At 68.8% G+C, this 18707-nt stretch carries 18 protein-coding genes; 10 read left to right on the forward strand and 8 right to left on the reverse strand.

Going from position 1 to position 18707, the window contains the following annotated elements; genetic code table 11:
• The 5 genes from WC493_RS13595 to WC493_RS13615 all read left to right on the forward strand — a co-directional run.
• Positions 1 to 1422, forward strand: a 1422-nt coding sequence (locus tag WC493_RS13595) for an FAD-binding oxidoreductase (RefSeq protein ID WP_373066070.1), incomplete at its 5' end; no start/stop codon positions are given.
• 12 nt (positions 1423 to 1434) lie between these two features.
• Positions 1435 to 2451, forward strand: coding sequence for an NAD-dependent epimerase/dehydratase family protein (locus tag WC493_RS13600; protein ID WP_373066071.1), 1017 nt, complete (start codon positions 1435 to 1437; stop codon positions 2449 to 2451).
• The gene (locus WC493_RS13605; protein WP_373066072.1) at positions 2421 to 2864 is read left to right on the forward strand and encodes a GNAT family acetyltransferase; all 444 of its coding nucleotides are present in this window, start codon (positions 2421 to 2423) and stop codon (positions 2862 to 2864) included. The genes WC493_RS13600 and WC493_RS13605 overlap by 31 nt, the downstream gene beginning before the upstream one ends.
• Positions 2857 to 3882 (forward strand): YheT family hydrolase, encoded by a 1026-nt coding sequence (locus WC493_RS13610; protein ID WP_373066073.1) that lies wholly within the window; start codon positions 2857 to 2859, stop codon positions 3880 to 3882. The genes WC493_RS13605 and WC493_RS13610 overlap by 8 nt, the downstream gene beginning before the upstream one ends.
• A complete protein-coding gene (locus tag WC493_RS13615) occupies positions 3879 to 4829 on the forward strand; it encodes an alpha/beta hydrolase (protein WP_373066074.1) in 951 nt (316 codons plus the stop codon). Before WC493_RS13610 ends, WC493_RS13615 begins: the two co-directional genes overlap by 4 nt.
• Here the strand turns inward: WC493_RS13615 and WC493_RS13620 are convergent, their stop codons facing one another.
• Positions 4830 to 5747 carry a LysR family transcriptional regulator gene (locus tag WC493_RS13620; RefSeq protein WP_373066075.1) on the reverse strand — a complete coding sequence of 306 codons (918 nt, stop codon included), beginning with the start codon at positions 5745 to 5747 and terminating at the stop codon, positions 4830 to 4832.
• Positions 5748 to 5788: 41 nt separating this feature from the next.
• On the opposite strand from WC493_RS13620, the gene WC493_RS13625 reads away from it, so the two are divergent.
• The 3 genes from WC493_RS13625 (at position 5789) to WC493_RS13635 (ending at position 9035) form a co-directional block, all read left to right on the forward strand.
• Complete coding sequence (locus WC493_RS13625) at positions 5789 to 6559, forward strand: SDR family NAD(P)-dependent oxidoreductase (protein WP_373066076.1); 771 nt, start codon at positions 5789 to 5791, stop codon at positions 6557 to 6559.
• 218 nt (positions 6560 to 6777) lie between these two features.
• Positions 6778 to 8589, forward strand: a complete 1812-nt coding sequence (locus WC493_RS13630; RefSeq protein ID WP_373066077.1) for a trypsin-like peptidase domain-containing protein — start codon at positions 6778 to 6780, stop codon at positions 8587 to 8589.
• Positions 8586 to 9035 carry an MOSC domain-containing protein gene (locus WC493_RS13635; protein ID WP_373066078.1) on the forward strand — a complete coding sequence of 150 codons (450 nt, stop codon included), beginning with the start codon at positions 8586 to 8588 and terminating at the stop codon, positions 9033 to 9035. Before WC493_RS13630 ends, WC493_RS13635 begins: the two co-directional genes overlap by 4 nt.
• Before the next feature lie 21 nt (positions 9036 to 9056).
• On the opposite strand, the gene WC493_RS13640 is transcribed toward WC493_RS13635, so the two are convergent.
• Positions 9057 to 10022, reverse strand: a complete 966-nt coding sequence (locus WC493_RS13640) for a hypothetical protein (protein WP_373066079.1) — start codon at positions 10020 to 10022, stop codon at positions 9057 to 9059.
• A 402-nt stretch (positions 10023 to 10424) separates the two neighbouring features.
• Between WC493_RS13640 and WC493_RS13645 the strand changes: the two genes are divergently transcribed.
• Positions 10425 to 13919: an AMP-binding protein gene (locus WC493_RS13645; RefSeq protein WP_373066080.1), complete on the forward strand. Its 3495-nt coding sequence runs from the start codon at positions 10425 to 10427 to the stop codon at positions 13917 to 13919.
• Here the strand turns inward: WC493_RS13645 and WC493_RS13650 are convergent.
• Together WC493_RS13650 and WC493_RS13655 are read right to left on the reverse strand one after the other, a co-directional pair.
• Positions 13916 to 14674, reverse strand: a complete 759-nt coding sequence (locus WC493_RS13650) for a TSUP family transporter (protein ID WP_373066081.1) — start codon at positions 14672 to 14674, stop codon at positions 13916 to 13918. The genes WC493_RS13645 and WC493_RS13650 overlap by 4 nt on opposite strands.
• Before the next feature lie 7 nt (positions 14675 to 14681).
• Positions 14682 to 14972, reverse strand: coding sequence for a hypothetical protein (locus tag WC493_RS13655; RefSeq protein ID WP_373066082.1), 291 nt, complete (start codon positions 14970 to 14972; stop codon positions 14682 to 14684).
• A gap of 77 nt (positions 14973 to 15049) precedes the next feature.
• Here WC493_RS13655 and WC493_RS13660 point away from each other — a divergent pair, with 77 nt between their 5' ends.
• Entirely contained in the window at positions 15050 to 15340 is a 291-nt protein-coding gene (locus tag WC493_RS13660; RefSeq protein WP_373066083.1) for a hypothetical protein, read from the forward strand.
• 33 nt (positions 15341 to 15373) lie between these two features.
• Here the strand turns inward: WC493_RS13660 and WC493_RS13665 are convergent, their stop codons facing one another.
• The 4 genes from WC493_RS13665 to WC493_RS13680 form a co-directional block, all read right to left on the reverse strand.
• Positions 15374 to 16369, reverse strand: coding sequence for a M48 family metalloprotease (locus WC493_RS13665; RefSeq protein WP_373066084.1), 996 nt, complete (start codon positions 16367 to 16369; stop codon positions 15374 to 15376).
• A 64-nt stretch (positions 16370 to 16433) separates the two neighbouring features.
• A complete protein-coding gene (locus tag WC493_RS13670; protein ID WP_373066085.1) occupies positions 16434 to 16985 on the reverse strand; it encodes a LemA family protein in 552 nt (183 codons plus the stop codon).
• A 4-nt stretch (positions 16986 to 16989) separates the two neighbouring features.
• Entirely contained in the window at positions 16990 to 17868 is an 879-nt protein-coding gene (locus WC493_RS13675) for an S-methyl-5'-thioadenosine phosphorylase (RefSeq protein ID WP_373066086.1), read from the reverse strand.
• A 71-nt stretch (positions 17869 to 17939) separates the two neighbouring features.
• Positions 17940 to 18698: a cytochrome c1 gene (locus WC493_RS13680; protein ID WP_373066087.1), complete on the reverse strand. Its 759-nt coding sequence runs from the start codon at positions 18696 to 18698 to the stop codon at positions 17940 to 17942.
• Between the last annotated feature and the right edge of the window lie 9 nt (positions 18699 to 18707).

An 18707-nucleotide genomic window follows, 5' to 3' on the forward strand; every position in this document is an offset into this window, starting at 1 on the left:
CTGCCCGCCGACCTCCGCACCCGTCTCCTCGACATCCTCGGCCCCGGCGGCCTGATCGAGGACCAGACAGATCTGGCACCACGCCTGGCCGACCAGCGCGGCCGCTACAAGGGCCGCACGCCAGCCGCCTTGCGCCCGGCCACCACGGCCGCCCTGGCCGACGCCATGGCGCTGCTCCACGCCGCCGGGATCGCCATGGTGCCCCAGGGCGGCAATACCGGCCTGGTCGGCGGCGCCACCCCGGACGAGAGCGGCGACCAGGTGCTGATCCTGACCGACCGAATGCGCCGGATCCGCGAGCTGGACCCGGCGGGCGACACGATCGTCGTCGAGGCCGGCTGCACCCTGGCCGAGGTCCAGGCGGCGGCCGCCTCGATCGAGCGACTCTATGCCGTCTCCCTCGCCTCGGAAGGCAGTTGCACGATCGGTGGCAACTTGGGCACCAACGCGGGCGGCATCCATGTGCTGCGCTACGGCAATACCAGGGACCAGGTGCTGGGCCTCGAGGTGGTGCTGCCGGACGGCCGGATCTGGAACGGTCTCCGACCGCTCCGCAAGGACAATACGGGGTACGACCTGAAGCAGCTCTTCGTCGGCGCCGAAGGCACGCTCGGCGTGATCACCGCCGCCTGCCTGAAGCTCTGGCCCCGGCCGCGCTCGCGGGCCGTCAGCTTCGCCGCGGTGCCGGACGTCGCTGCCGCGGTCGCCCTGCTCGGCCGGATGCGCCAGGCGGCAGGGGAAAGGCTCACGGCCTTCGAGCTGATGCCGGAACGGGGGCTCGATTTCGTGCTGCGCCACCTGCCGGGGGCGCGACGGCCGCTGGCCAGTCATTCGCCCTGGTATGTTCTGGCCGAACTTTCGGGCCAGGAAGAGGACCAGTCGGGCCTGCTCGAACAGGTGCTCTCGGCCGCGCTCGGCGACGGCGGCATCAGCGATGCGACACTGGCTGCCTCGGAAGCGCAGGCGACGGCACTCTGGGCGCTTCGCGAGGCCATGTCGGACGCCCAGAAGCCGGAAGGCGCCAGCCTGAAGCATGATATTTCCGTGCCCGTGCCGCGCATCGCCGAATTCGTCGAAACCGCCTCCGCCGCGGTCCTGGCGCGCGATCCGGGGGTGCGGATCGTCTGCTTCGGCCACCTGGGCGACGGCAATCTCCATTTCAACCTGAGTCAGCCGGTCGGCATCGCGCCGGCCGCCTTCATGGCCCGGACGGAAGAATTCGCCACCCTGGTGCATGACATTGTGCACCGCCATAACGGCTCTATTTCTGCCGAACATGGACTTGGACGGTTGAAGATCGACGAAATTACGCGCTATCACTCAAGTGTCGAGCTGGACCTCAAACGCTGCATCAAGACAGCACTGGACCCGAAGGGCCTCATGAACCCCGGCAAGCTCGTCAAATCAAAAGATCGGGCATAGGGGGGAGCCAACATGCCAGATGCCTTTGTCACCGGCGGGACCGGCTTTGTCGGCATCAATCTCGTCGACGAGTTGCTGCGCCGCGGCTGGAACGTCACTTGCCTGGTCCGTGAAGGGTCGAACGCCAAATATCTGTCGCGCCGGGTGGCCCGGCTGGTCACCGGCTCGATCACCGAGATCGACAGCCTGCGCCAAGCCATGCCCGCGGCGCCCGACGCCGTCTTCCATGTCGCCGGCGACACCAATCTGTGGGCGCGCCACAATGCCCGCCAGACCCGCAACAATGTCCTCGGCACGCGCAACATGTGCGCCGTCGCCCTGGAGAAGGGAGCCAAGCGCTTCATCCATACCTCGACCATCTCGGCCTGGGGCCTGATCGACGGCCCGATCACCGAGGAAGTGCCGCAGAAGGGCGGGCTCTCCTGGATCAATTACCAGCGCAGCAAGTGGCAGGCCGAGGAAGAGGTGCGCAAGGCCGTGAAAGCGGGCCTCGCCGCCGTGATCATGAATCCGGGCGCCATCGTCGGCCCGCAGGACAGCCACACCTGGGCGCGCATGTTCCTCATGGTGGCGCAGGACGAACTGCCGGGCATTCCACCCGGCGGCGTCTCCTTCGCCCATGTCCACGAAGTGGTGAAGGCCCATATCGTGGCGGCGGAGCACGGCCGCGTCGGCGAGAACTACGTGCTGGCCGGGACCGAGGCGACCATGAAGGAATTCGTCACGGAAATCTGCCATCGTCTGGGCAAGCCCCGGGTTCCGCCGGTGGTGCCCTTGTTCATGTTGAAGGTCATGGGCCAGATCAATTCCGCCCTGTCGCTGGTCACGGGCCGCGAGCCGCAGGTGACGCCGGAAGGTGCCGCCATGGCCGCCAAGTCGAACCCCTGCCCCAGCCTGAAGGCGCAGCGCGAGTTGGGCTACCGTCCGCTGCCGCTGGCCGACATGGTGGCAGACTGCGCGAATTGGCTGATCGCCCAGGGCTATATCGAGAGGCCGCAATGTCCGATGCCGTCACCATCCGCCCCGTGACCGACGGTGATGTCGAGGCGCTGGTCGAGCTGTGGCGGGCCAGCGGCCTGACCCGGCCGTGGAACGACCCGCGCGACGACATCGCCCGCGCCCGCGGCTCGCGCGAGGCGGAAATCCTGGTCGCGGTCGACCCCGCCGGCACCCTGGTGGGCAGCGTCATGGTCGGCCATGAAGGCCACCGGGCGTGGATGTATTATCTCGCCACGGCGCCCGACTGGCGCGGCCGTGGCCTCGGCCGCAAGCTGGTGCGGGCGGCCGAAGTCTGGGCCGCCGCCGCGGGGATGCAGAAGATGCACCTGCTGATCCGGCCGGAGAACGACAAGGTGCGCGCCTTCTACGAATCGATCGGCTATGGCGAGCAACCGCGCGTGATGATGGCCCGCTGGCTGGACGGCCGCCCCCTCGATGCCTGAACCGGGTCCCCTGCCCGGCTTCGTGCTGCCCACTTTCCGGCCAAGGCTGCCCTGGCTCGGCGCCGATCTGCAGACCATCCGGAACGCCCTGACCAAGCCCGTACCGCCCCGTCCGGCGGCGGCCCGGCAGGAACTCCGTCTGCCGGTTTCCGACGGTACCGGCGATATGCTGCACGCCGTGCTGGACCGGCCGGCGGCGCCGCGGCCGGGCCTGCCCCTCGTCCTCCTGGCCCACGGCCTCTCGGGCAGTGCCGACAGCTATTACATGCTGGAGACCGCGGCCGCCTTGCTGAAGGCCGGCTACCGCGTGCTGCGGCTCAACCTGCGCGGCGCCGGGCCGAGCCGGATCGACTGCCGCCGCCACTATCACGCCGGCCGCTCGGGCGACCTCCGCGATGCGATCGCGGGCCTTTCGCCGGAGCTGACCGGGGACGGCGTCGTCGCCATCGGCTTTTCGCTGGGCGGCAACACGGTCCTGAAACTGGCCGGCGAACATGGCGCAACCGGCCCTGTGCTGGCCGTCGCCTCGGTCTGCGCGCCGATCGACCTCGGTGCCACCACGGCGAACCTGAATCGGCGGCGCAACCGGGTCTATCAGTCCTACCTGCTGAAAGGCTTCAAGCAGGAATATGTCGCCCCCGGGGCCGAACTCTCGCCGCAATTGCGTGCTGCCGTGGACGCGGCGGAGAGCTTCGTCGATTTCGACGCCCATGTGACGGCGCCCCGGAACGGCTATCCCTCGGCGGACGCCTTCCAGGCCGAGAACAGTGCCGCGGCGCATCTTGCCGGCATCCGGATTCCAGCCCTGGTGATCGCCGCGAAGGACGACCCGATCATCCCCTTCGCCCCCTATGCGCGGGTCGACTGGCGGGCGATCCCCGGCGCCATCCCGGCCTTCACCCGGGGCGGCGGCCATGTCGGCCATCACGGCCGGGGCGGCATCTGGTACATCGACGTGATTCTGCGCTTCCTCGCCGCCTTGAGGGACCAAGCGCCAACGACAGGAGAGAAACCATGACCCTCGACCCCCAGGCCAAGGCCATCCTGGAGCAGATCGCCAAATCGCCTCTGCCTAAGCTCCACCAGGTGCCGGCCGGCGTGGCGCGCCAGATGTTCGAAATCTCCTGCAAGCTGACCGACCTGAAGGACGTCCCGATCGGCAAGGTCGAGGACCGCACCATCCCGGGGCCGGGCGGCGACCTGCCCATCCGGATCTATACCCCGGTGGCGGCGCCCGCGGGGCCGCTGCCCGTGCTGGTCTTCTTCCACGGCGGCGGCTTCGTGATCGGCAGCCTGGACACCCATGATGCGCCCTGCCGCCTGCTCGCCAACGAGGCACGCTGCCTGGTCGTCTCGGTCGACTACCGGCTGGCACCGGAGCACCGCTTCCCGGCCGCGGTCGACGACTGCCTGGCCGCGGTCAACTGGGTCGCCGGCCATTTCGCCGAAATCGGCGCCGATCCCATGCGGATCGCGGTCGGCGGCGATTCCGCGGGCGGCAATCTCTCCGCCGTGGTGGCCCAGATGACGCGCGACGCAGGGAGCCCGAAGCTCGCCTTCCAGCTCCTGATCTATCCCGCCACCGACGCCCTGCACGAAGGCCTGTCTCGCAAGGCGAATGCGGAAGGTTATATGCTGGATCAAGACCTTATGCAGTGGTTCTTCAACCAGTATGTCGGCCATCTGGGGCTGGAGGACCTGACCGATCCGCGCTTCTCCCCGCTCCGCCACAAGGACCTGAGCAAGCTCGCCCCCGCCCATGTCATCGTCGCCGGTTTCGATCCCCTGCGCGACGAGGGCCTGGCCTATGCGGATGCCCTGCGTGCTGCCGGGGTACCCGTCACCACGGCCGAATATCCGGGCCTGATCCACGGCTTCTGTTCGATGTCGGGCGTGATCGAGGCCGGCCGCACCGCCCTGGTCGAGGCCGCGGCCCGCATGAAAGAAGCCTTCGCAAAGGCCTGATCAGGGGCGCGGCGCCCCCATCAGGGCGGGGCGCTCGCGCTTCATGATGGCGCTGATCTGGTCGATCGCGGCGCGCAGGCGGGGCGCATGGCGAAGCTCGCGATGCACCGCGAGCCAGACTTCCCGCAAGGGGCAGGCGCCAGGCGCGGTCAGCCGCGTCAGTCCGGCGTCGTCACCGATGAAACAGGGCAGCAGGGCGACGCCGAGCCCGGCCTTTACCGCCTCGAGCTGGCCCAGCGTGCCGTCGACCCGGAGCGCCGGCCGGGCACCACGGGCCAGATGGGCGAACCATTGAGCATCGGGCGAGCCGGAGAGTTCGGGCGGCGGGCCGATCGCGTCGCAACCGGCGAAAGTGCCGGGCGCCGGCGAGCGCCGCTCCTCCGGATCGAGACCGGCGGTAAGGACATAGCGGGGTGCGGCATAGACCGCGAAGGCGACGAAGGCGACGCGGCGGACGAAGAGCTCGGCCTGGTCCGGCAGGGCGAAGCGAAGGGCGATGTCGCTGTCGCGCCGGGCCAGCACCGGCGGCCGCTCGTCGGAGACGAGCTCGATCGAGAGCCCGGGATGGCCGGAGACGAAGGGCGCCAGGCGCGAGGCCAGGAAGGGTGCGATCAACAGCTCCGGCGCCGAAAGGCGCAGCACGCCTTCGAGCGGCGTCGGCCCGCCGGAGAGTTCGACCGAAAGCTCGGCCATGGTGCCGGCCATATGTTCGGCGGCGGCGACCACCCTTGCCCCCGTCTCGGTCGGCAGCAGGGCATTGCCCTGGCGTTCGAACAGAGGCCGGCCGATCGCCGATTCGAAGGCGGCCAGGCGCCGTCCCATGGTCGACTGGTTCAATCCCAGGGCCCGGCCGGCCGCGGTCAGCGTGCCGTGGCGGGCGATCGCCAATGCGATCTTGAGGTCGTCCCAGTCGTGCATGACCCTATAAGAAAACGAATCGTGCGGGGGAGGATAGCATCATGGCATCGCGACTGTTCGACATGACCGGCAAGGTGGCGGTGGTCACCGGCTCCAGCCGCGGCATCGGCCGCGCCATCGCGATCGAGCTGGCCCGGGCCGGCGCTTCGGTGGTGATCTCCAGCCGCAAGGCCGAGGCCTGCGAGAAGGTCCGTGCCGAAATCGCGGCCGAAGGCGGCACGGCGATCGTCGTTCCCTGCAACATTTCGTCCCGCGACGATTGCGAATCCCTGGTGCGCAGCACCGTGGCCGCCTTCGGGCGGCTCGACGCGCTGATCTGCAACGCCGCCGTGAACCCCTATTTCGGCCCGATCGCCGACGTGCCCGAAGCGGCCTTCGACAAGATCATGGCGTCCAACGTGAAATCGAACCTGTGGCTGTGCCAGCTGTCGCGGCAGGCCCTGGCCGAGAGCAAGGGGGCGATCGTCATCGTCTCCTCGATCGGCGGCCTGCGCGGTTCGGCCATGCTGGGCGCCTATTGCATCTCCAAGGCGGCGGACATGCAGCTCGCCCGCAACCTGGCGGTCGAATGGGGCGGCGACGGCATTCGCACCAACTGCATCGCCCCCGGCCTGATCCGCACCGATTTCGCCCGCGCGCTGTGGGAAAATCCGGATATCGAGCGCGAGGTGCTGCGCAACTGTCCGGCCGCCCGCATCGGCGAGCCCGAAGACATCGCCGGAGCCGCCCTTTTTCTCGCCGCCGATGCCGGCCGCTACACCAACGGTCAGGTCCTGGTGGTCGATGGCGGCATGACGATTTCGGGCGGTTGACCCGATACAGCGTTGATCGGGCAACACTGGCGCATGAATCGCATTTCGCACTTGCAAAATCATCGCGACTCGCTTTGCGGGAGTCTAATTAACACTCTAGATCTATTTTTATGCGACCCGGATTGCCGCCCTGCCGGGACGCCCGCTGGTGCCCTGCGATGATTCGCCTTGGCCGTCGTGGCCGTATTGCCGCCGCCGCCGTTGTCACATTCGGTCTGTTGGCGACCTGTGCCCTGGGAACCCTGGCATGGGCCGCCAGCTATCAGGACGGCTTCGCCGCCTATGAACGCGGCGACTATCGCCAAGCCTATGACATCTGGCTGCCGCTTGCCGACGGCGGGGATTCCGACGCGCAGTTCGGCGTCGGCGTGATCCTCGACAACGGCCAGGGCGTGACCGAGAACGATACCGAGGCGGCCAAGTGGTACCGCCTGGCGGCCGAGCGCGGCAATTCCGACGCCCAGTTCAACCTCGCCCTGCTCTACGACTCCGGCAAGGGCATCGAAGTCAACAAGACCGAGGCCGCCTATTGGTACCGCAAGGCGGCGACCTCCGGTCATGTCGGCGCCCAATACAACATCGCCCTGATGTACGAGAACGGCGACGGCATCGACCGCGATCCGGTGCAGGCGGCCTTCTGGTACCAAAAGGCCGCCGAGCAAGGCCATGCCAAGGCGCAGAACAATCTGGGCGTGCTCTACGACAAGGGCGTCGGCGTGACCGAGAACAAGGTCGAGGCGGCCCGCTGGTACGCCGCCGCCGCGGCCCAGGGCTTCGCCCGGGCGGAGTTCAACCTGGGCGTGATGTATGATTTCGGCACCGGGGTCCCGCTCGACGACACCAAGGCGGCCTATTGGTACCGCAAGGCGGCCGAACAGGGCGATGCCGAGGCGCAGTTCAACCTCGCCCTGATGCTGGACGCCGGCGAAGGTGTGACGATCGACAAGGCGGAAGCCTCGGTCTGGTACCGCAAGGCGGCCGAACAGGGCAATGCCGCCGCCCAGAACAACTTGGGCGTCCTGCTTGAATCCGGCGACGGCGTCGCCCGCGCACCCAGCGAGGCCGGCTATTGGTACGAGAAGGCAGCCCTCCAGGGCAATACCAGCGCCATGCGCAACCTGGCGGCCCTGTTCCGCGACGGCCAGGGCGTGCCCCAGGACCTGATCGAAGCCTACAAATGGCTGTCGATCGCGATCGATTCCATGGGCTCGGGCCCCGACCGCGAAGCGACGCTCGAAGACCGCAGCGACCTCGGCGAACGCATGGAGCGGACCGAGGTCCGGGAAGCCCGTCGCCGCGCCGACGACTGGCTGAAGAACAGCGGCCCGGGCAGTGCCGTCCCCCGCGTCGCCAGCACTGGCCCGACCGCCCCCCCGCCCCCTGACCGCAGCCGCACGGAACTCGATTCGACCGGCTCCGGCTTCTTCGTCACGGCCGGCGGCCTCGTGCTGACCAATCAGCATGTCGTCGCCGCCTGTTCCGAACTGAAGCTGCGCCTGGGGCGCGAGCGGGTCGGCACCGCCACCGTGGTGGCGACGGACCCGAGCCACGACCTCGCCCTGCTGCGCTCGTCTACGGTACCCCCGGCCGTGGCCAACTTCCGCATGGGCCGGCCGCCCCGCCCGGGCGACGACGTCGTCGCCATCGGCTATCCCCTGCGCGGCCTGCTATCGTCCGAAGCCAATGTGGCGACCGGCACGATCAGCGCCAACGCCGGCCTGCGCGACGATCCCAACTATTTCCAAGTCTCGGCGCCGGTGCAGCCGGGCAATTCGGGCGGGCCGCTGCTCGACCGTTCGGGCCATGTCGTCGGCATCGTCTCGGCCAAGCTCGACGCGCTCGAAGTGGTCGACGCCTATGGCGACATTCCGCAGAACGTGAATTTCGCCATCAAGGGCGACGTCGCCCTGAGCTTCCTGAACACCAACCAGGTGACGCCGATCGCCGCCCCCTCCGAGACCGTGCTGGCCGCTGCCGACGTCGGGGAACAGGCGCAGCGCTTCACCGTTCTGGTCGAATGCTGGAAATGACCGGCCGGCTGATCGGCATCGCCAGGCGCGCCCAGCCGCGCGCACCGATGGAGACCCTCGACGCCATCTCGGTCAGCACCGAGGCGGGCGTCGCCGGCGACATCAGGGGCAAGCCGGGCAAGCGCCAGGTCACCGTGCTGGCACTCGAGAGCTTCCGGGATGCGCTGGCTGACCTCGGCCTCAGTCCCGGCCGCGACACGCCCTGGACGCTCCGCCGGGCCAATCTCCTGGTCGAAGGTGTCGCCCTGCCGCGCCACGCCGGCGCCCGGCTGCGCATCGGCGAGCTCGTGCTCGAAGTGACGGGCGAGACCGATCCCTGCAGCCGCATGGACGAACAATTGCCCGGGTTGACCGCCGCCCTCGGGCCGGACTGGCGGGGCGGCGTCACCTGCCGGGTGGTCGCGGGGGCTGGCATCGCCCTCGGCGATCCGGTCACTGTCGCCTGAACCGCCGGACGAATACCCGTCTCAAGGCCGCATCAGGGGCTCTTTTGCGGCCACGTCCTTCATCTCGTGCTCTTCGGCGCCCAGCTCGGCCAGAGACTTGATCAGGAACATGTTCAGGTTGAAGAAGCGCCCGGCCCGGGTGGTGAAGCTGCCCCCCACGATATGGCCGAGGAAGCGCAGGAAATCCGCGCTGCCGAGCCGGCGCCCCGCCTCCGCCCCGAGCTTGGCCGACTGTTTCGCGGCATAGTCCGACGACAGCCCGGCCGACGACAGGAGATCGGCATCGTTCAGAAGCCCCGCGAGCCGGAGCAGGCGATGATCCTCGGCGAGCGGCAGCAATTCCGGGAAGGCGGTGGTGGCATCGGGCGGCGGCCCGCCGTAGAAGGCCTCGCTGTGCAGCGACTTCATGTAGAGGTTGGGGCCGGCCGGATCGGTCGCCAGGACGATCACCCGGATCGCCGCCTGATCCTCGGGCGTGACGCCGGCGGCATCGAAATGGGGCGTCGCCCGGTCGTTGGCCAGACGCTCCAGGCGAAAGCGCTGGGCCCCGTTCATGGTCCCGTCGTGTTCGAAATCATGGATCAGGGCCGCCACGCAGAGCAGGCCGTGCTCGCGCGCCGTCAGGCGGATGTGGGTTGCCACCGCGTCGTTGCGCGCCGCCAGATAATGGGCGTTCAGGACGACTTCCAGCGTGTGATGGGCATTGTGATAGGGATTGAGCGGGTGGGGCGTGTCCCGCGCCTCGATCGCGGCGGCGATCTGTGCCGCCGCCCGGCGGTAGGGATGATCCGCCGCGAAACCATAGCCCGCCAACAGCCAGTCGACGATCGGACCGAGCTTGGGCCCCGCGGTCGCCTCGATCTGCTCGTAGGCGGCGATGATGGCCTGGGCGGCACGCCGCGCGGTGCGCCCGCGCACCATGGCGAAGGGCTCGGCCGCGAGGTCCAGCCCGGCCTGCCAGGCGGTATCGGCCATCGCCGTGATCATCGGCTGCCCGTCTCCCCGCTGCAGGGAGGCGCGGCGCTCTCGAGGCCGCCGGCCGCGCGCTGACAGGACGAATTCTGCATGAAGATGACCCGCCGAATGACAGAAGTTCGATGGCCTAAGCGGACAACCTGCGGTGCGTCGCCGTCTGTGATCCAGATCACACCGATCCGATTCAGCCGCGGCACACCGAACCCGACGGGCGGCTGCGCGGTAATCGGCGCCTCGCTCCCCGGGCCTCCATCCTATCCGACATGGAAGGCGAACTGAACAGCCGGAGAAACCGCAGAAATGATGGCTAATCCACGGCTTCCCCTTCCACCCGCAGGGGGTTTCGGGCTAATCACGCAACATCTGGCGCGACGCCGCCGGCCCGAAGAGGCCGAGCGCGCAGGGGGACTCTGCATGATCGAAGATCCGCGGGCGACATCGGACGACGAGCTGCCGGCGCCGGGCGCCGGTGCCCCAGAAGGAGATGTCCCGGCCAGGGACGTGCCGCCGCGCCCCTCGTGGTGGAGCACCGGACCGGCGCCACGCCTGTGGTTCGCCCTCACCGTCTACAGCCTGGTCACCGCGGCCAGCTTCATCGCCCTGCCGCTCGACGCCGGGGCGGCGGAATTCGGCCTGCGCGGTTTGCTGGCCGCTGCCCTGCTGCTGGTGCCGCCGATCCTGCTGCCCCGCCTATCGGGCGCCATCGCCGTGCGCGGGCGGGGCCAGCCCCTGGTCACCTGGTCGATGGCCGTCGTCCTTCTGTCGGCCTTGGCCGAGGGTGGCGGCCTGGTCAGCGGCGAAGATTGGGCGCGCTGGGCGGCCCTGGCGCTCGACGGTATCGTCGGTGCCGTGCTCGGCCCCCTGGTGCTCTCCGCCCTGCATCGAAGGCTCGGGCCGGCGCAGCGCCTCGGCGGCGTCGCCGGGGCGCTCAGTGCCGTCTTCCTGGGGGCGGCGGCCGGCATCGGGCTCGGCCATGGATTAGGCAGCCTGCCGGGCGGTGACGTCCTGCTGGCCGGGGCGCTGGTCGTGGTCGCCGGCTTCGGCTGGTGGCTGACCGGCAGACTGGCCAAGGCCACGGTGGGCGAGCCGCCGGCCGAGGACGAGCGCGATCTGCCGGCGCTCGCCCGCGGCGGCATCTTCGCCACCATCGGCCCCATGCGCCAGCGCCAGACCCCCTGGGCCGCCGCCCTCGGCGTCGCCTGGTTCGCCGCCGGTGCCGTGCTGCTGGTCACCTATCTGCCGGCGGTGGTGCGCCAGATCCTGGGCGGCGGGCCGCTCGCCGAATATGCCTTCCTCGGCGTCTTCGCCCTCGGCGTCACCTTCGGTGCCTTCCTGGCCCGGCGGCTCGCCGGCGGCGCGGCAGTCAGCGCCGCCTTCCTGCCGCCGGCCCTGATCGTCGCCGCCTTCGGCGCCTTCGACATCTTCTTCGTGGCTGGCAACCTGACCGCCATCACCGGCCCCGCCCGTCCGGTCTGGGACGTCTTCGGCGATGCCGGCGCCGTCCGCCTGGCGATCGACGCCTTCTTCCTGGCGGCGGCCGGTGGCCTGCTCGCGGCCCCGCTCCTGGTCCTGGTGGGCGATCCCGAGGACGAGCGGCGCACCGCCCATCATTATGCGGTGACCGGCCTGCTGACCGGGCTCTGCGGCATCGCCGGGCTGGTCGGCGCGCTGCTGCTGCGGCTGATCGGCTTCGGTCTGGCCGACCTCTTCCTGGTCCTCGGCCTTCTCGTGGTGGCGAGCCTGCCGGCGGCGCTCCGCTTGTGGCCGGATCATCTGTTCAAGGCGGCGGCGGCGCGGCTGTTGCGTTTCGTCTTCCGGGTCGAGGTCACGGGGCTCGAGCATATCGCCGAGGCCGGCTCCCGCGTGGTCTATGTCGCCAACCACGTCTCCAACCTTGATGCGCCGCTGCTGGCCGCCTTCCTGCCCGGGCAGCCGCTTTTCGCCGCCCCGAAGGAAGTGGCCGGCCGGATCGGCCCCCGCCTGCTCGCCAAGCTGATCAAGCTCTATCCGGTCGATGCCTCGCAGCCCGGCGCGGTCAAGGCGCTGATCCGGACGGTCGCCGACGGCGCCCCCATGGTGATCTTCCCCGAAGGCCGGCCGACCGTGACCGGCGGCCTGATGAAGATCTACGAAGGCCCCGGCATGGTGGCCGACCGGGCCCAGGCCAAGGTGGTGCCGATCCGCATCGAGGGGCCGCAATATTCGCTGTTCTCGCGCCTGGGCGGAAAAATCCACCGCCGCCTGTTCCCCAAGGTGACGATCCATATCCTGGAGCCGCGCCGCTTCGAGGTTGCCGCCGGCATCACCGGGCGGCGGCGGCGCCAGGTCGTGGGCAACAAGCTCTATGACGTCATGGTCGAGATGATGTTCGCCTCGGCGGATCTCTCGATGAACCTGTGGCAGGCCCTGCTCGACGCCAGGACGCGCCACGGCGGTTCCTCGCAGATCATCGAGGACCAGGAACGCAAGCCGCTGACCTACAACCGCTTCGTCATGGCCTGTCTGGTGCTGGGCCGGGCGCTGGCCCGGCGCACCAGCGAGGGCGAGACGATCGGCGTGCTGCTGCCCAACACGGCGGGTGTCGCGGTCACCTTCTTCGCCCTGATCGGCTTCGGCCGGATCCCGGCCATGCTGAATTTCTCGGCCGGGCCGTCGACCATGGCCTCCGCCTGCCGCACGGCCAAGGTGAAGACGGTGCTGACCTCGCGCCGCTTCGTCCAGATGGCCAAGCTGGAGGACGCCATCAAGGCGATCGGCGAAGTCGCCACCGTCGTCTATCTCGAGGATGTCCGCAGCGGCCTGACCCTGACCGACAAGCTGTTCGGCCTCGCCGCCTCGCGGGCGCCGAAATTCTTCCGCGGCGAGGTGACGACGCCGGCGGAGGCGCCGGCCGTGGTGCTCTTCACCTCAGGCTCGGAAGGCCTGCCGAAGGGCGTCGTGCTGAGCCACCGCAACCTGAACGCCAACCAGCTCCAGGTCACCTCGATCGTCGACATCACGCGCCAGGACAAGGTGCTGAACCCCCTGCCCGTGTTCCATTCCTTCGGCCTGCTGGGCGGCATGGTGCTGCCCATCCTGGTCGGGGTGAAGACCTTCCTCTACCCCTCGCCGCTGCACTACCGGGCGATCCCCGAACTGGTCTATGAGACCGGCTCGACCATCATGTTCGGCACCGACACTTTCCTGAACGGCTATGCCCGTGCCGCCCATCCTTACGACTTCTATTCGACCCGCTACATCTTCGCCGGCGCCGAACGGGTGAAGGACGAGACGCGGCGGATCTACGGCGAGAAATTCGGCGTCCGTATCCTGGAAGGTTACGGCACCACCGAATGCTCGCCGGTGGTGGCGGTCAATACGGCGATGCAGTTCAAGCCGGGCTCGGTCGGTCGTCTGCTGCCCGCCATGCGGGCCCGGATCGAGCCGGTCGAGGGTATCGTCCGGGGCGGCCGCCTGGTCGTCACCGGCCCCAACATCATGCTCGGCTACTATTGGCCCGACCGCCCGGCCGAACTGGATCCGCCCAAGGACGGCTGGTACGACACCGGCGACATCGTCGAGATCGACGAACTCGGCTTCGTCACCATTCTCGGCCGGGCCAAGCGCTTCGCCAAGATCGCGGGCGAGATGGTGAGTCTCGCCGCGGTCGAGCACGAGGCAAACGAACTCTGGCCCGATTTCATCCATGCCGTGGTCAATCTGCCCGACCCCACCAAGGGCGAACGCCTGGCCATGATGACGACCTGCCCCGAGGCGGAACGCAGCCGCCTCTCGCGTCACCTGCAGGAACGGGGGCTGACCGAACTGATGCTGCCGAAGACGATCGTCACGGTGACGGAAGTGCCCCTGCTCGGCTCCGGCAAGATCGATTATCAGGCGGTGAAGGACGCCCTCTCCAAGAAGGACTAGCCCAGGAACAGCAGCTTGAGGGCGAGCGCCAGGGACATCACGACCAGGATCGGCCGCACGATCCGGGCACCGACCCTGATCACCAGATGGGCGCCGACCTGGGCACCGACGAGCTGGCCGGCCGCCATGGCGAGGCCGGCGATCCAGACGACATGGCCGCCCGCCAGAAAGACCGCGAGCGAGGCGATGTTCGAGGTGAAATTCAGCAGCTTGGCGTGTGCCGTCGCCCGGCGCAGCGAAAAGCCGAGCAGGGCGACGAAGCCGATCGCGAAGAAGGACCCGGTACCCGGCCCGAAGAAGCCGTCATAGGCGCCGATCAGCGGCGCCACGAAGCCGGCGAAAGCGCCCGCCGAAATCCGCTGATGCGCCTCGATGTCGGACGCCCGAGGCGACAGAAGGACATAGAGGGCGACGGCGATCAGCAGCACGGGGATCGCCTTGGCGAGCGCGGAGGCGTCGATCAGGCGGACCCCGATGGTGCCCGCGACGGCGCCGAGGAAGGTCGCCAGCACGAAGGGCCGGAACGCCTTCAGGTCGATCTCGCCCCGCCGGATGAAGGTGATCGAGGCGATCAGCGTGCCGAAACTGCCTTGCAGCTTGTTGGTCGCCAGCGCCGCCGCCGGGGGCAGGCCCGCCGTGAGCAGCGCCGGCAGGGTCAGCAGCCCGCCGCCCCCCGCGATCGCATCGATGCAGCCGGCCACCAGGCTGACCAGGAACAGGAGCCCGAGCACCTCGGGCGTCGCCACGAACTCCATGACGGCGTCAGACTTTCAGCCAGCGCAGCCGGGCGAACAGGTGGAGGACACAGGGTACCAGCATGAAATGCAGCAGCTCGGGCGCCGCCGCCCGGGCCGACTGGCGCAGGAAGACGACGTCCGCCACCTCGATGGCGAGGCCGAGGACCAGCAGGATGCCGAGCGACGGCAACCACGACAGGCCGCGCCGGGCGACCGCCAGGATCGCCAGCAGGCACAGAAGGCCCAGATAGATCTGCGCCGCCTCGGCCCCGCCGGGCATGATGCGGAACAGCATTGCCTTGACCTCGCCGTACATGGCCTCCCTATCGTTAACCCTTCGCTAGGCTGGCTGGCCTAATCTCGCATGCGACCACAGACCGAGCGACTCCACCGATGGCCGACAAGATAGCCGCAGTCCGTCTCAATACGATCGGCGAATTGTCCGAGAACGGCTACGCCGTGCGCCTGGACTGCCCGGCCTGCCAGCGCGGCGCCGACGTCAATCTGGATTCGCTGATCCGCCAGCTCGGTGCCCAATTTCCGCTGATCGAGATCCGCCGCCACGCCACCTGCCCCCATTGTGGCGGCGCGGTCACCCTGTCGATGCGCCTCGCCGCTGCAGGCCCCAAGCCGCAAGGCCACCCGATGGCGATCCCCGTCCGCCCGGCAGGCCGCAAGGCCTGACTCTAGCCACCGGCCACAAGAGCTGATCGAGGCTCAGCGCAGGTTGCGCAGCCGCTCGATCCGCTCCGCCAAGGGCGGGTGAGTTGCCATCAGGGCGCTCGCCTTGGCCGAGAAATCCCGGAACGGATTGACGATGAACAGGTGCTGGGTCGCCCGGTTGGCATTGGCCATGGGCACCGTCGAGGCGCCCAGTTTTTCGAGCGCCGAAATCAGCGCGAGCGGGTTGCGGGTCAGCCGGGCCGACGTGGCGTCGGCCAGAAATTCGCGCTGGCGCGAGATCGCCATCTGGACGAGCCGCGCCGCGATCGGCGCCAGGATCGCCGCGATCACCAGGAGAATGCCGAGCAGCACCTGGGCACCGCCCCCCTTGCCGTTCGAGGAACGCGACGACCGCCCACCACCCCAGCTCGCGACCCGCAGGATGGCATCGGCGAGCAGGGCGATCAGCCCGACATAGACGCCGACCGCGGTGCCGTAACGGACGTCGAGATTGAGCAGGTGCCCCATCTCGTGCCCGACCACCGCCTGCAGCTCTTCGCGGTTCAGGCTGGCGAGCAGGCCGCGGGTGACGGCGATCGCGACATGGTCCGGCGACATGCCGGCGGCGAAGGCGTTCAGGGCGTCCGTGTCCATGATGGCGACGCGCGGCTTGGGCACGCCGGCGGCGATGGCCATTTCCTCGACCACATTGTGCAGCACCGGCGCCTCTTCGGCGCTCACCTCGCGGGCGCCTGAAAGGCCGAGCACGATGCGGTCGCCGAAGCGGAGCACGATCAGCGTCCAGATCCCGCTGACCACGATCATGAAGATCGCGAAGCCGAAACCGGTCGCGGAGGCGAAGGGGTTGAAGTTGGGGGCGCCGTTGCCCGATTCGACGAAGGCGCCCAGCAGATAGCCGAGGAGGGCGCCGATGGCGATCATGATCCCGATCAGGCCCCAGGTGGCGCGCCGGTTGCGTGCGGCGGCCCCAACGAAATCGGTCGATACCAGGCCTGCCGTCGCGGCCGCGGCGGGGCGCGGCACGATCACCGTCGCCTCGGACTCCGGTTCCGTGGGGCCCCAGGGCCCCTGCCCCCCTGTCATCGCCCCAGCCTCAGCGCAGCGCGACCTTCACCGGCGCCGTCTCGGCCTCCGGCACGTTGAAATATTCGGCGACCGGGAAGCTGCCCAGGCGCGCCACCAGGTTCGAGGGGAACTGCTCCAGCCGGTTGTTCTGCGCCATCACGCTGTCGTTGTAGTGCTGGCGGGCGAAGGCGATCTTGTTCTCGGTCGAGGTCAGCTCTTCCATCAGGCTGCGCACGTTCTCGTTCGCCTTCAGCTCGGGATAGGATTCTGCGAGCGCCATGAACTTGCCGAGCGCGCCCGAGACCGCCGCTTCGGCGACGCCGGCCGCGGCCGGACCGCTGGCGTTCATCGCCGAATTGCGCGCGGCGATCACCTGCTGCAGCGTTTCCTGCTCGTAGCCCATGTAATCCTTGGCGACCTGGACCAGGTTGGGGATCAGGTCGTAGCGCCGCTTGAGCTGGACGTCGATCTGCTTCCAGCCGTTGGCGACCTGGTTCTTGCCTGCGACCAGGCCGTTGTAGGTGACGACCGTATAGGCGACCACGGCCACCACGAGGCCGAGAACGATCCAACCGAACATGATGTTACCCCTCCGATTTCAACAGGCGGCCGGCGACCGCGTCCAGTTTGGCGACGAGTTGCGGATCGCGGGCACCGGGCGCCGTGATCAGTGCGTGTTCCAGCGCATGGTCGCAGCCATGGGGACAAGCCGCCGGCCGGCGCTCCGCCAGCAACGGCGCGGCCCCCTTGATCAGCGCCTTGGCCGCCATGGCATTCTTCTGCATCACCGCGATCACGTCCGTGACGTCGACCGAGCCATGCTGCTCGTGCCAGCAGTCGAAATCTGTGACCATGGCCACGGTGGCGTAGCAAATCTCGGCTTCGCGGGCCAATTTGGCCTCCGGCATGTTGGTCATGCCGATGACGTCGCAGCCCCAGGCGCGGTAGAGGTTGGCCTCCGCCCGGGTCGAGAACTGCGGCCCCTCCATGGCGAGATAGGTGCCGCCGCGGTGCAGCGTCACCTCGGCGAAATCCGCCGCCTCCTCGACCAGGTCGCCGAGCCGGGCGCAGGCCGGGTCCGCCATCGAGACATGGGCCACCATGCCCTTGCCGAAGAAACTCTTGGGCCTCGCGAAGGTGCGGTCGACGAACTGGTCGACGACGACGAAGGTGCCGGGCGGCAGGCCCTCACGGAACGAGCCGCAGGCCGAGAGCGAGAGAATGTCGGTGACGCCGAGGCGCTTCAGGGCGTCGATATTGGCGCGGTAGTCGATATCGCTCGGCGACAGCACATGGCCCCGGCCGTGGCGGGGCAGGAAGGCCACCTCGATGCCGCCGAGGCGGCCCAGGGTGATCTCGTCCGACGGCGTACCCCAGGGGCTCTTCACCGCGACGGTGCGGCGCTCCTCCAGCCCGTCGATGTCATAGAGGCCCGAACCGCCGATAACGCCCAGCATCGCCATGAGAACACCCCGGAAAAACGAAACGGGGAGGCAGAGCCTCCCCGTCCATCATCGCGCAAGGCGGCGGATGATCAATGGCCCTGCACCTTCCGGCGCACGCGGCGGTAGCTCAGGTAGGTGAAGATGGAGAGCAGGCCGAGGAAGCCCATCACCTTCACACCGATGCGCTTGCGCTCTTCCAGCTTGGGCTCGGCGGCCCACATCAGGAAGGTGGCGACGTCATGCGCTTCCTGCGCCAGCGTCGCCTTGGTGCCGTCGGCATAGGTCACCTGGTCGTCGCTGATCGGCTTCGGCATGCCGATGTTGTTGCCCGCGAAGACGGCGTTGTAGGACTTGCCCTCGGCCACGACGAAGCCCGGAGGCGGCTCGTGATAGCCGCTCAAGAGCGCGACGATATAGTCAGGGCCCGCATGGCGCGCCTTGGCCATCAGCGAAAGGTCCGGCGGCAGGGCGCCACCGTTCGCCGCGCGTGCCGCTTCGTCGTTCGGGAAGGGCGAGTGGAAGCGATCGGACGGTTCGGCCTTGCGGGTCGCCGGGTCGCCATTTTCGTCGATTGTCGCGACTTCGTACTGGGCCGCGATCGCCTTCACTTCGGCCTCGGAGAAGCCGATGTCGCGCAAGTCGCGGTACGACAGGTACTTCATCGAATGGCAGGCCGAGCAGACTTCCTTGTAGACCTGGAAGCCGCGCTGCAGGGCAGCCCGGTCATAGGTCCCGAAGGCGCCGCTGAAGCTCCATTCGAGGTGGGGAACGCCACCCTCGGCCGCGAGGGCCGGGGCCGTCAGGCCGAGGCCGAGGAGCGCCGCGGCGCCGATCATCATCGAACGCATGGGTTTCTC

Source organism: Zavarzinia sp. (assembly GCF_041650655.1).
Classification (GTDB): Bacteria; Pseudomonadota; Alphaproteobacteria; order Zavarziniales; family Zavarziniaceae; genus Zavarzinia.